The organism is Streptomyces sp. NRRL F-5630 (genome assembly GCF_000719475.1).
GTDB lineage: Bacteria > Actinomycetota > Actinomycetes > Streptomycetales > Streptomycetaceae > Streptomyces.
Genome location: NZ_JOGO01000054.1, coordinates 1 through 15,515, shown reverse-complemented (window position 1 = coordinate 15,515; position 15,515 = coordinate 1). Strand labels below are relative to the sequence as shown.

Below are 15,515 nucleotides of genomic sequence, written 5' to 3'. Positions count from 1 at the left end.
GGCTACGCCCCCGCCCGCAGCACCGCCGCCTCGCCCGGGCCGAGCAGCCGCGCGGCGAGTCCCCGGTGGTGGCGGGCCGACGCCGGGTCGCCGAGCCGGTCGAGGGTGTCGGCGAGCCGTACGTGCAACGCCGCCCGCAAGCGGTCGTCCCCCGCCCGCTCGGCGAGGGCCACGGCCTCCCGGCACGTGCGCAGCGCCTCCTCGGGGCGCCCCGCGTACTCCTGGACCCTGGCGAGCTCGGAGAGCGCGCGGGCCTGGCCCGCCACGTCACCGCGCCGCTTGTGCACGGCGATCGCGGAGCCCCAGTTGCGCCGCGCGTCCCCGTAACGGCCCGCGTACGCGTGCACGGCGGCCAGCTTGCCGTACAGGCGCGCCGCCTCGCCGTCCTCGGCGCGCACGAGGCGGTGGGCGAGCGCCCTGCCGTACCAGTCGGCGGCCCGCGCCCAGTCGCCGAGTTCCTGGTGGGCCCCGGCGAGGGACTCCATCGCGCGGCCCGCCGCGTGCGGGTCGCGCCCGGCGCGGGCGGCGTCGAGCGCCGCGCGGTAGCGGGCGAGCGCCTCCTTCGTGCGGCCGGTGCGGGCGTCGAGGTCGGCGAGGTTGAGGAGCGCCGCCGCCTGTTCGCGGTGCAGCCCCCTGCGCCGCGCGACGTCGAGCACGAGGCGATGCAGCCCGTACAGTTCCGGCGCCGCCGCCTCGGTGCCGCGGTGCGCGACGAGCGCGCGGACGAGGGCAGCGACGTAGCGGCGCGCGAGGGTGTCGAAGTCACCCTCGGCGACGGCGAGGCGGGCCGCGGCGAGGAGCGCGGGCAGCCGCTCGTCGAGCCACTCGGCGGCGGCCTCGGGACCGGGGAACCGCAGGGTGGTGGGCAGCCCGGCGAGGCGCTGGCGGGCCGGGGAGCCGAGCGGCTCGCTCGTGGCGCGGCAGGAGTGCAGGAGGCGCACGGTGCGCTCCAGCATGCGGGCGCGGGCGAGCTGCAGTTCGGCCGGGCGGTCCCTGTCCCGGGCGAGGGCCCGCAGTCCGGGGACGAGGCAGCCCGGCACCTCGTACGCCTCGCGGGGGCCGGGGAGCGGGCGCAGCAGCCCGTGCCGGACGAAGTGCTCCAGGCGCCCGGCGGCGTGCTGCACGGAGCAGCCCGCGAGGGCCGAGGCGGTGTGCGCGTCGACGAGCCCCTCGGGAGCGAGGTGGAGCAGGCGCAGCAGGCGCTGGTCGGCACTCGGGAGCTGGTCGTGGCTGAAGCGCAGGAGCCGGTCCACGGGGAGGTCGGTGGCGGTCTTCCCGCGCGGCGGCGCCGTGTCCTGCGCGGCCTCCTCGCGCGTCTCGCCCGCCTCGTCCGTCGCGGGTTCCGGGAGGGGGCGGGGCACGGCGGCGCGGTGCGCCTCCAGGCGGGCGAGGAGGTCGGCGACGGTGGACTCGGGGCGGGTGGCGAGCCAGCCGGCGGCGAGGACGAGCGCTGCGGGCTGCCCCCGGCACTCCTCGGCGAGCCGCTCGGCGGCGTGCGGGTCGGCCGCGGCCCGCCCGGGCCCCGCGTACCGCTCGACGAGGCGCACGGCGGCCTGTCGCTCCAGGCCGCCGAGGGTGCAGGGGCGGACGTCGCTGAGCCCGGTGAGCGGGCCCGTGGCGACGGCGAGCAGGAGGCACGCGGGGTTGTCCGGGAGGAGTTCGTCGACCTGCTCCGCGTCGTGCGCGTCGTCGAGGAGCAGCAAGACGCGCCGGGTGGCGAGCGCGGTGCGCAACTGCTCGGTGAGGAGGTCGTCCGCGGCCCCGGCCGGGGTCTGTTCGCCGAGGTCGGCGAGGAGGGAGCGCGCGGCCTCCCCGGCCGGGACCGGGGCGCCCGCGGGATCGGTGAGCCGGACCCGCAGGAGCCCGTCGGGATAACGCTCGGTGAGCGCCGCCGCGAAGGTCTCCGCGAGCGCGGTGCGGCCCGAACCGGGGCGTCCCGCCACAAGCAGGACACGCGCGCGGGGCGGGGTCTGCCCGGCGAGGGTGTCGAGGCCGGTACGGCCGATGTCCTCGTGGAGCGAGGCGAGTTCGCGTTCCCTGCCGAGGAGCACGTCCTCGCCGGTCACGCGCCCGCGCCGGGCCCGCGCCGGGGCGGCACCGCTCACTCCGGCGCCGCTCGCCCCGCCGGTGTCCACCACCTGGTCCGTCACGGGCCACGCTCCCGTTCAGCCGCACGCTCACCGAGCCGCGCGCCCCGCCCAGGGCAGGACGGGCGCGCGACTCAGAGAGTACGTCACCGTGCGTGGCGAACCGGCGACGACCTGGCGTGACCATCCCTCTATCGGATGAGTATTTCTTCAGACGGCCGCGAGGCGGGAGAGAAGGAGCCGCCGGGATCCCGGAGGCGGTCGCCCGGCCCCGGGAGACGGGCCCCTGGAGCCGGGTCCCTCCAGGGGCGCCCGGCCCGTACGGGCTCGACGGGGCGGCCCGGTGGGGCGGGATCAGAAGGGCCGGGCGGGCCAGGGCGCGTCGGCCGGGCGCAGTCCGCTGAGCGCGGCCTCGGTGTCCTCGGAGCCGTCGAGGAGGGCGCCGAGCGCGAGGGCGCCGATGACGAGGGAGCTGTTGTGCAGTTCCCCGCCGAGGCAGCCGCGAACGAGGTCCTGGTACGGCACCCGCGCCGTGCGCATGTCGGCCTCCTCGCCGTCCGGGGTGTACCGCTCCTCGCCCGCGTCGCGCAGCCCGGTCGCGAGGAAGACCCGTACCGCCTCGTCGGAGCCGCCCGGCGAGGAGTAGTGGTCGACGAGCACGTGCCACTCGTCGGCTTCCAGGTGTGCCTCCTCGTAGAGTTCGCGCGCGGCGGCGTGCAGCGGGTTCTCGCCGGGGACGTCGAGCAGCCCGGCGGGAAGCTCCCAGAGGCGTTCGCGGACGGGGTGCCGGTACTGGTTGACGACGACGACGCGCCGTTCCTCGTCGAGCGCGAGGATCACGACGGACCCGGGGTGCACCTGGTAGTCACGGGTCGCGACCTCGCCGTCCGGCATCACGACCTTCTCGCTGCGCACGCTCGTCTTGGCGCCACGCCACGGCGTCTCGCTCGCCGTGGTCCGCCACTGCTCGGAGTTGTCCTTGATCGTCATTCCCTCATCCTCCCGCAGCCCGCCTGCCCCCGCGAAGAAACCACCACACCCGACGGGCCGGCCGCGGACAGGCGTACGCGTCCGGGCGGGCGAGGGCGGCCGGGCTGCGCACGCCCTTTCCCCCGGACGACTCCCGTACGACACAGGACGCCCCCGGACGCGCGTACGTGTCCGGGGGCGTTCGTCGCCGGGAAGGCTCCGCCCGCTCAGGCGTTCTGCTGCCGCTCCACGGCCGCCTTCACCAGCCCCGCGAAGAGCGGGTGGGGGCGGGTCGGGCGCGAGCGCAGCTCGGGGTGGGCCTGGGTCGCGATGAGGTAGGGGTGCGTCTCGCGCGGGTACTCGACGTACTCGACGAGCTTGCCGTCCGGCGAGGTGCCCGAGAAGACGATGCCGGCCTTCTTCTCCAGCTCCGTGCGGTAGGCGTTGTTGACCTCGTAGCGGTGGCGGTGGCGCTCCTCGACGTACTCGCGGCCGTCGTGGACCTCGCGGGCGAGGGAGCCCTCGGCGAGCTTCGCCGGGTACATCCCGAGCCGCATGGTGCCGCCCATGTCGCCCTCACCGGCGACGATGTCGAGCTGTTCGGCCATCGTGGAGATGACCGGGTGCCCCGTCGCCGGGTCGAACTCGGTGGAGTTGGCGTCCTCGATGCCCGCGAGGTTGCGCGCCGCCTCGATGACGATGCACTGGAGGCCGAGACAGAGCCCCAGGAGCGGGACCTTGTTCTCACGGGCGTACGTGATCGCGCCGACCTTGCCGACGACGCCGCGGTCGCCGAAGCCCCCGGGGATGCAGATCGCGTCGCAGTCGCCGAGCTGGGCGGCGGCGCCCGCGGGGGTCTTGCAGTCGTCGGAGGTGACCCACTTGACCTTGACGCGGGCACGGTTGGCGAAGCCGCCCGCGCGCAGCGCCTCGGTGACCGAGAGGTAGGCGTCGGGCAGGTCGATGTACTTGCCGACGAGCGCGACCGTGACCTCGTGGTCCGGGTTGTGGACGCGGTCCAGGAGGTCCTCCCACGTCGTCCAGTCGACGTCGCGGAAGGGCAGGTCGAGCTTGCGGACGACGTAGGCGTCGAGGCCCTCGCCGTGCAGGACCTTCGGGATGTCGTAGATCGACTTGGCGTCGGGGCAGGCGACGACGGCGGTCTCGTCGACGTCGCACATGAGGGAGACCTTGCGCTTGATCGACAGCGGCACCTCGCGGTCGGCGCGCAGGACGATCGCGTCGGGCTGGACGCCGATGTTGCGCAGCGCCGCGACGGAGTGCTGGGTCGGCTTGGTCTTCAGCTCGCCGGAGGGGCCGATGTAGGGCAGCAGCGAGATGTGCACGACGAAGACGTTGTCGCGGCCGACCTCGTGCCGCACCTGGCGGACGGTCTCCAGGAAGGGCAGCGACTCGATGTCGCCGACGGTCCCGCCGACCTCGGTGATGACGACGTCCACGTCGTCGCTCGCCAGGCGCCGGATGCGGCCCTTGATCTCGTTGGTGATGTGCGGGATGACCTGCACGGTGTCGCCGAGGTACTCGCCGCGCCGCTCCTTGGCGATGACCTGCGAGTAGACCTGGCCGGTGGTGACGTTCGCGGAGCCGTCGAGGTCGACGTCGAGGAAACGCTCGTAGTGGCCGATGTCGAGGTCCGTCTCGGCGCCGTCGTTGGTGACGAAGACCTCACCGTGCTGGAAGGGGTTCATCGTCCCCGGGTCCACGTTGAGGTAGGGGTCGAGCTTCTGCATCGTCACCCGCAGACCGCGCGCCTTCAGGAGCGCCCCCAGGCTGGAGGCGGTGAGGCCCTTGCCGAGTGAGGAGGCGACACCCCCGGTGACGAAGATGTGCTTGGTCGTCGTGGACGAGGTGCGGTGCGGCATGGCCAAGAGGGGGCTCCCGTGGTCGCGGTCTGGAGTGCGGACCGGAATTCCGCGCCGGCTCGATGAGCAGGTGGGAAGGTCCGTCGCTGCGGGCGGGGGTCTCACGGTCCGTAAAGGGCCCACCGGTCCACGGGCTACCAGGGTATCAGCGTCGGTGGAGCTCTCCGGTGGCGCGGGTTTCGCCGGGCCCTCGCGGGGGCAAGGGCCCGCACGCTGCGTGTACGCGCGGGCACGGGGCACATCCAACGCGCCCGGCTTTTACCGCGCCACAACACAAGCCTCACCCATTCGGCCCTACCGCCGTGTCCCGACGGTCGCACGGATCACCACGGGGCGTCGTATCCTGCTCGGACATCCGCCGCCGGGCTCAAGAAACTGGACCGCGCAAGCGCTTCCCACAAGGGGTGGAGGTGGGCGACAGGGGGAGGCCAGAAGAATCCCCCCCGCCCACCCTGGAACAGCGGCCCGGCGGCTCACCCTTGACCGCAGCGCATGGTGCCCCGCACAGGGGCGTGCCGTGGCCGTTCGACTGGAGATGCACGTGGCCGGGCGCATCGAGGATTACGCACTCATCGGAGATCTGCAGACCGCCGCACTGGTCTGCCGGGACGGCACGGTCGACTGGCTGTGCCTCCCCCGCTTCGATTCGCAGGCGATCTTCGCGGGCCTCCTCGGGACCGAGGAGCACGGATTCTGGCGACTGGGACCGGCGTTCGCCCCCGGTACCCAGCCGCCGGACGCCGACCGCAGAACGTACCGGGGGGACTCCCTGATCCTGGAGTCCGAGTGGGACACCCCGCGCGGCAGTGTGCGCGTGACCGATTTCATGGGCCCGCGCGAGGAGGCGCCGCAGCTCATCCGCATCGTGGAGGGGCTCAGCGGCCGGGTGCCGATGCGCTCCAGCCTGCGGATGCGGTTCAGCTACGGGCGCATCACCCCGTGGGTGCACCGGGTCGACGAGCGCACGGTCGCCGTCTCGGGCCCCGACTCGGTGTGGCTGGACACCGACGCGGAGACGTACGGCAAGGACCTCACGACCTACTCCGACTTCACGGTCGGCCCCGGCGACAAGGTCTACTTCGTCATCTCCTGGCAGGCGAGCCACCTCGGCCCGCCCGCCCTGCCGAACCCGTACGAGTCGCTCGCCGCGACCGAGGAGTTCTGGCAGGAGTGGGTCGAGCAGTGCACGTACCACGGCCCCTACCGCGAGGCCGTGATCCGCTCGCTCATCACGCTGAAGGCGCTCACGTACGCGCCGACCGGCGGGATCGTCGCCGCGCCGACGACGTCGCTGCCCGAGGAGATCGGCGGGGTCCGCAACTGGGACTACCGCTTCACGTGGCTGCGGGACGCGGCGATCACCCTCTCCTCGCTGCTGCGCACCGGCTACCGCGACGAGGCCCGCGCCTGGCGCGAGTGGCTGCTGCGCGCGGTCGGCGGCGACCCGGAGAACCTGCAGATCATGTACGGGATCGCGGGCGAGCGGGAGCTGGGCGAGAGCGAGCTGGACTGGCTGCCCGGGTACGAGGGCTCGACGCCCGTACGGGTCGGCAACGGCGCGGCCGGGCAGCTCCAGCTCGACGTGTACGGCGAGGTCACCGAGGCCCTGCACCTCGCGCACATGACGGGCCTGGCCCGCAACGACTACGCCTCGCTGCTCCAGCTCAAGCTCATCCAGTACCTGGAGCACCACTGGTCGGAGCCGGACGAGGGCATCTGGGAGGTGCGCGGGCCGCGCCGCCACTTCGTGCACTCGAAGGTCATGGCGTGGGTCGCGGTGGACCGCACGATCAAGCTCATCGAGTCCGGGGACGCCGACGGCCCGCTGGAGCGCTGGAAGGAACTGCGGGACGACATCCACCGGGACGTGTGCGAGAAGGGCTACGACCCGGAGCGGAACACGTTCACGCAGTCGTACGGCTCGCGGGAGCTGGACGCCTCGCTGCTGCTCATCCCGCAGATGGGCTTCCTGCCGCCCGACGACAAGCGCGTCATCGGCACGATCGAGGCGATCCAGCGCGAGCTGTCAACGAAGGACGGCTTCATCCTGCGGTACCCGACCTCCGGCGACGACGCGGGCGTGGACGGTCTCGCGGGCGACGAGGGCGCGTTCCTCGCGTGCTCGTTCTGGATGGCGGACGACCTCGCGATGATCGGCCGCGTCGACGAGGCCCGCAAGCTCTTCGAACGGCTGCTGTCCCTGCGCAACGACCTCGGCCTCCTCGCCGAGGAGTGGGACCCTGTCCGCGGCCGGCAGGTCGGCAACTTCCCGCAGGCGTTCAGCCACGTCCCCCTCATCGACACCGCCCTGCGCCTGACGGCGAGCGGAGCGTACGGGGGCTGAGCCGCGCACCCGCCGGACGCGGGACGCCGCGAAGGGGCCCCCGGACCGTGCGGTCCGGGGGCCCCTTCGCGCAGGTGGTACCGGGCCCTCGGGCGCGGTGACCTCGGCCGACGGACGGATGACGGGTCCGCGTCCCGCGCGGTAGCGTCCGCGCGTGGAGAGTCAGGGCGGGATCACGGTACGGCGGGCGCTGGAGCTGCCGGGGCTGCGCGGGGGGCTGCCCGAGGTACTGGCCTGCGCCGAGCGGCTCGACCGCGCGGTGCGGTGGGTGCACGCGGGCGAGGTCCCGCACATCGCCTCCCTGCTCAAGGGCGGCGAACTGCTGCTCACCACGGGGCTCGGCCTCGGCGACCGCCCCGCCGAGCAGCGCGCCTTCGTCCGGCGGCTCGCCGAGCGCGGTATCGCGGCGCTCGTCGTCGAACTCGGCCCGCGCTTCGCGCGCCTGCCCGCCGCCCTCGTCGAGACGGCCCGCGCCGCCGGGCTCCCGCTCGTCCAGCTGCACCGCGAGGTCGCGTTCGTCACGGTGACCGAGGAGATCCACACCGAGATCGTCAACGGGCACTACGCGGTCCTGCGCCAGGCCGAAGAGGTGCACCGGCGCTGCACCGAGGCGGTACTCGGCGGCGGAGGCGTGCCCCAGGTCCTCACCACGCTCGCCACCTTCGGCGGCAACCCGGTCTTCCTGGAGACGGCGGCCGGCAGCCTGCTGTACGGGGTGTGGGGCGGGCCGGGCGAGAGCGAGGCGCTGACGGTCTGGGAGCGACTGCGGGGCAGCAGGACGGCGCGCGCGGAGGGCCCGCCAGCGGGTTCGGTGCTCGTGGACGTGGCGGGGGCGGCGCCCGGAGGGCCCGACGCGGTACGGGCCCGCCTCGTCCTCCTCCCGGTGGCGGGCCCCGTAGGCCCCGCGCAACGGCTCGCGATGGAACGCGTCGCCGGCATCCTGGCCGTGGTCCTCATGCAGGCACGGCAGGAGGACGAACTGGCGGCACTCGGCCGGGGCGACTTCCTCACCGACCTCGCCCAGGCACGCACCGCCCCCGAGGACGCGCCCGCGCGGGCCGCCGTGCTCGGTTTCGCACCGGCGACTGGCCTGCTCCTGCCGCTCGTGATGAAACTGCCGGAGACGACGGGCGCCCTCGCGCCGCAGGGCGGCTGGGGGCAGCTCGTACGGGCCGTGCACGAGGAGCTGAGCCGGCTCGGCGTGCCCGTGCTGCTCGGCGTGCGGCCCGTGGAGGGGCGGATGCCGCTGCTGCTCGGGCTGCGCGAGGAGGCGGAGCGCACGGCGCTCGCCGACCGCGCCGCGGCGGCCTTGCGGGCGGGCACGGAACGGGCCGGGCTGCTGCGCCCCGGCGCGCCGGAACCCGTGGTCGTCGTGGGTCCGGCGGGCGGCTGGGCGGCGGCGGCAGCGGGGCTGCGGCACGCGGCGCGCGCGGCGGACGCGGCCACGGACCTGGACCCGCGCCCGTGGTGGGACGCGCGGCGTCTCGACATCGACCTGCTGCTGTGGCGGCTGCGCGGCCAGCCGGACCTCGCCGCCTTCGTCGACCGTGCCCTCGGCCCCCTCCTGCGCCACGACCGCACGGCCCGGCCCCCACTGCTGCCGACCCTGGAGACGTTCCTCGACCACGCGGGCCGCAAGGCGGAGACGGCGCGCGCCCTGCACCTCAACCGCCAGACCCTCTACAACCGCCTCGCGCGGATCGGCGAACTCCTCGGCACGGACCTCGACGACCCCCACACGGTGCTCTCGCTGAGCCTGGCGCTGCGGGCCAGACGGCACGCGTAACGGGGGACGGCGGGAGAGGCGGCACGCGCGGCCGGGAGCCGGAGGGTGCACGCGATCGGGGGCTGGGGGCACGCGCGGCCGGGAGCCGGAGGGTGCACGCGATCGGGGGCTGGGGGCAGGCGCGGCCGGGAGCCGGAGGGTACGCGCCGCCGGGAGCCGGGCGGCACGCGCGACGGGAGAAGCGGGCGGCACGTCCGCCCCCGGGGGCGGTGGGGTCAGAACAGCGGCTCGGGGTGCGTCAGTTCGTCGTAGACGCTGAGCACCTGCGCGACCGTCGCGTCCTCCGTCGGCCAGCCGGCCGCCTGCCGCCGCCCCGCGCGGCTCAGCTCGGCGCGCCGGCCGGGATCGGCGAGGAGGGCCGCGACGCGGGCGGCGAGCGCGGGCGCGTCCCCGTAGGGGACGAGTTCGGCCGCGTCGCCGACGAGTTCGGGGATGCCGCCGACCGCCGAGGCCACGAGCGGCACGCCGAGGCTCAGCGCCTCCTGCGCGAACAGGGCGCGCGCCTCCCAGCGGCTCGGCAACACGGCGACATCGCTCGCGGCCAGCAGTGCGGGCAGGTCCTCGCGGCTGCCGAGCAGCCGCACGGGGAGGTCCTCCGCCTCGATCCTGGCCTGGAGCGCGCCCCGCAGCGGCCCCTCGCCCGCGACGGCGAGGAGCGGGACGGGATCGAGCGCCCGCCACGCGCGCGCCGCGTCGAGCAGCGCCCCGTGCCCCCGGTGCCGCACGAGCGAACCGGCGGCGAGGACGAGGGGCCGCTCGACCGCGCCGACATCGGCGCGCACCTTCTGTTCGACGGGGGCGCTCGCGGGCGGCGGGGGCTGCGCGGGAAGGGCGACGGGGGCGAGACGCGCGTCCCGTGCGCCGCGGGCGCGGGCACGGTCGACGAGGTCGGACGAGGTGGCGAGGAGAACGGTCGCCGCGCGGGCGACGCGGCGTTCGAGGAGGCGCAGGGCGTGGGCGCGGGTGCCTTCGGCGTGGCAGCGCGTGTGCCAGGTGACGACGAGCGGGACGCGGCGTCCGGCGAGCGCGAGCGCGGCGCGCAAGCCGGCGTGCAGCCCGTGCGCGTGGACGAGGTCGGCGTCGGCGCAGACGGCGCGGAGCGCGGCGAGCGAGACGGGAGCGCCGCTGCGCGGGACGTGGACATGGCGGGCGCCGACGGAGGTGAAGGCGTAGGCGCTCTCCAGCGCGTGGGGCGCGCAGACGGTGACCCGTACCCCGCGCGCGGCGAGCCCGGCGGCGAGCGAGCGCACGTGCGCGCTGCTGCCCGCGCTGCCGCCGCCGAGTACCTGCACCGTGCGCAGCGGAGGGTGCCCTGCTCGGCTCGACGGGCTCGACGGACTGCTCACGGTGGCTGGCGCTCCTGGGTCGGCTGCTCGGCCGGGGGGTCCCGGACGCGGCTGCCTGACAGGATGCCAGCTACGCGGCGCCGGGTGGGCTCTCCACGGACCGGTATCGGCCACGAGATCCCCGCCCCGCCGGACGGTCACCCCTCCGCGTCACCCTGCCGGTCCCCGCGCGCCGCGGCGAGCAGTTCCTCCGCGTGCGCCCTGGCCGTCTCGGAGTCCTCCTGCCCCGCGAGCATCCGCGACAGCTCCCGCACGCGCGCCTCGCCCTCCAGGACCTTGACCCCGGAACTGGTCACACTCCCGTCGTGCGTCTTCTCGACGAGGAGCTGCCGGTCGGCGAAGGCGGCCACCTGCGGCAGGTGGGTGACGACGACGACCTGCGCCCCGCGCGCGAGCCGCGCGAGCCGCCGTCCGATCTCGACGGCCGCCTTGCCGCCGACCCCGGCGTCGACCTCGTCGAAGAGGTACGTGGGCACAGGGTCCGTCCCGGCGAAGACGACCTCGACGGCGAGCATGACGCGGGACAGCTCACCGCCCGAGGCACCCTTGGCGATGGGCCGGGGGGCCGCGCCCGGATGCGGGGCCAGGAGCAGTTCGACCTCGTCGACCCCGTACGGGCCGTAGGCGAGGCGCCGCCCGTCGAGGACGACGCCCTCGCTCTCCTCGTCGACCTCGGTCGCGGAGACGGCGAAGCTGACGCGGGCGTGCGGCATGGCGAGCGAGGCGAGTTCCGCGGTGACGGCCTCGGCGAAGCGCTCGGCGGCCTCGGTGCGGGCCCGGGTCAGCTCGGCGGCGAGCCGGGCGAGTTCGGCGGCGAGCCGTTCCCGCTCGGCGGCGAGTTCGGCGATGCGCTCGTCGTCGCCCTCCAGTTCGCCGAGCCGCTCGGCGGAAGTACGGGCCCACTCCAGGACGGCGTCGCTGTCGGCCCCGTACTTGCGGGTGAGCTGCGCGAGTGCGGCGCGGCGCTCCTCGACGGCGGCGAGCCTGAGCGGGTCGGCGTCGAGGTCGTCGGCGTACCCGGCGAGTTCGCCCGCGACATCGGTCAGGAGGATGCCGATCTCGCCGAGGCGTCCGGCGAGCTTGGCGAGCGCCGGGTCGTGGGCGCCCGCGCTCTCGAGCGCGCGCTGCGCCCCGGCGACGAGCGAGGTGGCCTCGATGGACTCCGGGTCCTCGGGGTTGCCGACGAGCGAGGTGTGCGCCCCGGCCGCGGCGGCGCGCAGGGTTTCCGCGTTGCCGAGCCGCTCGGCCTCGGCGGCGAGTTCGGCGTCCTCGCCGGGGAGCGGCTCGACGGCGGCGATCTCGTCGAGGCCGAAGCGCAGCAGGTCGGCCTCCTGGGCCCGTTCCCTGGCGCGCGTGGTCAGCTCGGCGAGTTCGTTCGCGACGGCGCGCAGCCCGCGGTAGGCGGTACGGTACTCCGCGAGCGGGACGGCGACGGCCTCGCCCGCGTACCGGTCGAGCGCGGCGCGCTGCCGGGCGGGCTTGAGCAGCCCCTGCTGGTCGGTCTGGCCGTGCACGGCGACGAGTTCGTCGGCGAGTTCGGCGAGCATCCCGTTGGGCACGGACCGGCCCCCGAGGTGCGCGCGCGAGCGTCCCTCGGCGGAGACGGTACGGCTGATGAGCAGCGCGTCCTCGTCCAGCTCGGCACCGGCCTCCTCGACCCGCCGCGCCACGGCGGAGCCCGGCGGCAGCGTGAGTCTGCCCTCGACGACGGCCGACTTCGCCCCGATCCGTACGAGTGCCGCGTCGGCACGCCCCCCGAGCAGCAGCCCGAGGCTCGTGACCACCATCGTCTTGCCCGCGCCGGTCTCACCCGTCACGGCCGTGAAGCCGGGTGACAGCTCCACCACCGCGTCGTCGATGACGCCGAGCGACCGTATCCGCATCTCCTCCAACACGCACATGACCATACGAGGTTTTCTTCCTCCCGGGCGACGTCACCCCGCCCGGTTGACACGAGTGAGGGTGTGTCCACGGCCGCCGCGAGGCGGTGGCGCGGGGCCGACGCGGGGCCGCGTATCCCCCGTACGAGCGCACGAGCGGCACGCGGCCGTGCGACGCGGCGCCTCCCCGTACCCGCTCCGTACCCGCCTCCCGGCCCGCGCGACTCAGGTGGGCGCGCCGCGCCAGCCGGCGACGGGCAGGGCGAACTTGGCGACAAGCCGGTCGGTGAAGGAGGCGTGGTGCAGCCGGGCCAGGCGCACGGGGACGGCCCCGCGCCGCACCTCGACGCGCGCTCCCGAGGGCAGCGGGACGGTGCGCCGCCCGTCGCACCACAGCACACCGCTCGGCGAGCCGCCCTCCTGGACCTCGACGGCCAGTATCGAGGAGGGCGAGGTCACGAGGGGCTTGGCGAAGAGGGCGTGGGCGCTGATGGGCACCATGAGCAGCGCCTCGACCTCGGGCCAGACGACGGGGCCTCCGGCGGAGAAGGCGTAGGCGGTGGACCCGGTGGGGGTCGCGCAGACGATGCCGTCGCAGCCGAAGCCCGTGACGGGGCGGCCGTCGATCTCCAGGACGACCTCCAGCATCCGCTCGGGGGAGATCTTCTGCACGGCGGCCTCGTTGAGCGCCCAGTCGGTGTGCACGAGCCGGCCGTCGCTGTGGACGAGGACATCGAGGGTCATGCGCTCCTCGACGTCGTAGGCACGGGTGACGACACGGTCGACGACGCGGTCGAGGTCGTCGCGCTCCGCCTCGGCGAGGAAGCCGACGCGCCCGAGGTTGACGCCGAGCATGGGGACGCCGGAGGCGCGGGCGAGTTCGGCGCCGCGCAGCAGGGTGCCGTCGCCGCCGAGGACGACGAGGAGTTCGCAGCCGTCGAGCGCCTCGGGCGTGGCTTCCTGGACCAGCTCGACCTTGGAGGTGTCGGGCAGCGGCAGGTCGGAGGCCTCCTCCTCCAGGACCCGGACGCCGAGGCCGCAGCGCAGGAGGCCCTGGACGACGAGTTCGGCGCTGCGGATCGCGGCGGGACGCCCGGTGTGGGCGAGGAGGAAGACAGTGCGGGGGCCCTCACCGGGCTGGACGGTGTGAGCGGGTTCGGCGCCGGGCGTGCGACCGGTGGCGTGGGGGTCGGTGCCGTGGGGCTTGATGCCGGCGGTGGGGTCGGTGGTGTGGGCGGGCTTGGCGGGGTCGGTCATCGGGGTCCTTCCGCAACCGCTCGGTCGACGTCGGCCGGGTCGAGCGGGGGAGCCCCGGCACGCAGCCAAAGAAAGTACTCGACGTTCCCGGAGGGTCCGGGCAGGGGGCTCGCGGTGACGCCGAGGACACCTAGCCCCAGTCCAGCCGACTGCGCGGCGACGTGCCTGACGGCCTCGGCGCGCAGTTCGGGGCTGCGCACGACGCCGCCGCTGCCGAGCCGCTCCCTGCCCACCTCGAACTGCGGCTTGACCATGAGGACGAGATCGGCGTCGGGGGCGCAGCAGCGGACGAGGGCGGGCAGCACGAGGCCGAGCGGGATGAAGGAGAGGTCCCCCACGACGAGGCCGACGGGCTCGCCGTCGATGAGGTCGAGGCTCAGCTCGCGCACATTGGTGCGGTCCTTGACGACGACCCGGGGGTCGCTCTGGAGCGACCAGGCGAGTTGCCCGTACCCGACGTCGACGGCGACGACCTGGGCGACGCCCGCGCGCAGCAGCACATCGGTGAAGCCCCCGGTGGACGCCCCGGCGTCGAGCGCGCGCCGCCCTTCGACCCGCAGCCCGCGCGGCACGAACGCCTCCAGGGCCCCCGCGAGCTTGTGCCCGCCGCGCGAGACGTAGTCGGGGTCGTCCTCGTCGGGCGTGACGACGACGGGGGCGCTCGTCTCGACCTGCGTCGCCGGTTTCAGCGCGAGCGCGCCGCCGACGCTGACCCGCCCGGCGGCGATGAGCTGACTGGCGTGCTCCCGCGAGCGGGCGAGTTTGCGACGGACGAGTTCGGCGTCGAGGCGGCGGCGGGCCACTCCTGCCACGTTCGGTTCAGCTCCTTGCTGGTCGTCATCGGCACGGGATGCCGGGGCACGCATGCCGATGCAGGTCACGCGCCTTGAGGGCATGCTACGGCGCGGGTCCGACAAGAGCCCCCGCCGCGGTCACCGGGCGGACGGAGGCGGCGGCCCCTGCGCCACGTCGAGCGCGGCGAGCACGGCCCGCAGCCCCTCGTGGGCCTCCTCGTACACGCCCTGGTGCTCGGCCACGGGCACCTCGTCCAGATCCGCGAGCCGCCCGAGCACCCCGTCCACGCGCGCGTCCCCGGTCTCGACCCGCGCGACCCCGAGCGGCCGGGGAGCATCGTCGACCCGACCCCGGGGCACGGTCTCACCGGAGGACGAGCCTTCCCCGTCCCCGCCACCCGGGGGAAGAGCGGCTGCGCCGGGCCCGCCGACAGGTACGGGTTCACCGGCTTCCTGGGCGGATGGCCGCTGTGCGGGCTCGGTTTCGCGGGGCGCGTGCGACGAAAGGGGGCGATCGGCGGGGGCGGCGGGGGCCGCATCGGATCGGGCGGGGTGGCCGGGTGGTGGCGCGGGGGCGGCTTGGAATCCGGCGGGCTGGTCGGCTGGTGCCGCGGATACGGGCCCGGACCTCTCGGGCCGATTCACCGGTGGTGCGGGGGCGGCTTCGGGCTTCACGGGCTGGCCCGCTGGTGGCGCGGGTGCGGCCCCGGACCTTCCGGACTGGTTCGCCGGTGTCGCAGCCACCGCTCGGGAGGGCTTCTGCTGATCGGCCGGTACGGAATCGCCCGAGACCACGGCGCGCGCGAAAGCCTCCACGGCCGCGGCGAAGCTCTCGGCATCGGAAGCCTCGGCCCCCGGCGAAGTGTTATTCCCCGCCGGGGCTCCGCCTCCTGCTGACGTCTTGCGCCCTGCCGGAGCCCCACCTCCTGCCGGGGTGCCGCCTCCGCTTTCGGGGGCGGCTCCCTCCCCCGCCGGTTCGTCGTCGCTCATGCCGCCGACGCTACCCCGCCGAGAGAGCCGGAACCGCCGTCGGGGCCGAGCCAGCCTGCCAGGGCGCCGCTCAGCCAAAGGCCCCCGGCGCAGCCCGCCACAGCTGGCCAGCGGACACACCCCCACCCACCCGGGGGGGCGACCCCAACACCATTCTTTCGCACCCCCCCCCCCCCCCC

The 15,515-nt window shown here is 75.2% G+C and carries 10 protein-coding genes; 2 read left to right on the top strand and 8 right to left on the bottom strand.

Annotation, left to right across the window (positions count from 1 at the left end):
* Positions 1-2 precede the first annotated feature (2 nt).
* The 3 genes from IF99_RS0122350 to IF99_RS0122340 form a co-directional block, all read right to left on the bottom strand.
* Positions 3-2,150 (bottom strand): tetratricopeptide repeat protein, encoded by a 2,148-nt coding sequence (locus IF99_RS0122350; protein ID WP_030998563.1) that lies wholly within the window; start codon positions 2,148-2,150, stop codon positions 3-5.
* A 291-nt stretch (positions 2,151-2,441) separates the two neighbouring features.
* Positions 2,442-3,077 (bottom strand): NUDIX domain-containing protein, encoded by a 636-nt coding sequence (locus IF99_RS0122345; RefSeq protein ID WP_030998562.1) that lies wholly within the window; start codon positions 3,075-3,077, stop codon positions 2,442-2,444.
* Positions 3,078-3,283: 206 nt separating this feature from the next.
* Positions 3,284-4,939, bottom strand: coding sequence for a CTP synthase (locus IF99_RS0122340; RefSeq protein ID WP_030998561.1), 1,656 nt, complete (start codon positions 4,937-4,939; stop codon positions 3,284-3,286).
* Between the two features lie 517 nt (positions 4,940-5,456).
* Between IF99_RS0122340 and IF99_RS0122335 the strand changes: the two genes are divergently transcribed.
* Positions 5,457-7,283 (top strand): glycoside hydrolase family 15 protein, encoded by a 1,827-nt coding sequence (locus tag IF99_RS0122335; protein WP_078655212.1) that lies wholly within the window; start codon positions 5,457-5,459, stop codon positions 7,281-7,283.
* Between the two features lie 154 nt (positions 7,284-7,437).
* Positions 7,438-9,069: a PucR family transcriptional regulator gene (locus IF99_RS0122330; RefSeq protein WP_030998557.1), complete on the top strand. Its 1,632-nt coding sequence runs from the start codon at positions 7,438-7,440 to the stop codon at positions 9,067-9,069.
* Between the two features lie 215 nt (positions 9,070-9,284).
* On the opposite strand, the gene IF99_RS0122325 is transcribed toward IF99_RS0122330, so the two are convergent.
* The 5 genes from IF99_RS0122325 to IF99_RS31035 form a co-directional block, all read right to left on the bottom strand.
* The gene (locus tag IF99_RS0122325) at positions 9,285-10,415 is read right to left on the bottom strand and encodes a glycosyltransferase family 4 protein (RefSeq protein ID WP_030998555.1); all 1,131 of its coding nucleotides are present in this window, start codon (positions 10,413-10,415) and stop codon (positions 9,285-9,287) included.
* A 137-nt stretch (positions 10,416-10,552) separates the two neighbouring features.
* A complete protein-coding gene (gene recN / locus IF99_RS0122320) occupies positions 10,553-12,322 on the bottom strand; it encodes a DNA repair protein RecN (protein WP_030998553.1) in 1,770 nt (589 codons plus the stop codon).
* 198 nt (positions 12,323-12,520) lie between these two features.
* Positions 12,521-13,552 carry an NAD kinase gene (locus IF99_RS0122315; RefSeq protein WP_234340806.1) on the bottom strand — a complete coding sequence of 344 codons (1,032 nt, stop codon included), beginning with the start codon at positions 13,550-13,552 and terminating at the stop codon, positions 12,521-12,523.
* Positions 13,549-14,364 (bottom strand): TlyA family RNA methyltransferase, encoded by an 816-nt coding sequence (locus IF99_RS0122310; RefSeq protein ID WP_030998548.1) that lies wholly within the window; start codon positions 14,362-14,364, stop codon positions 13,549-13,551. Before IF99_RS0122310 ends, IF99_RS0122315 begins: the two co-directional genes overlap by 4 nt.
* A 120-nt stretch (positions 14,365-14,484) precedes the next feature.
* The gene (locus IF99_RS31035; protein ID WP_051703621.1) at positions 14,485-14,706 is read right to left on the bottom strand and encodes a hypothetical protein; all 222 of its coding nucleotides are present in this window, start codon (positions 14,704-14,706) and stop codon (positions 14,485-14,487) included.
* Positions 14,707-15,515: the final 809 nt, after the last annotated feature.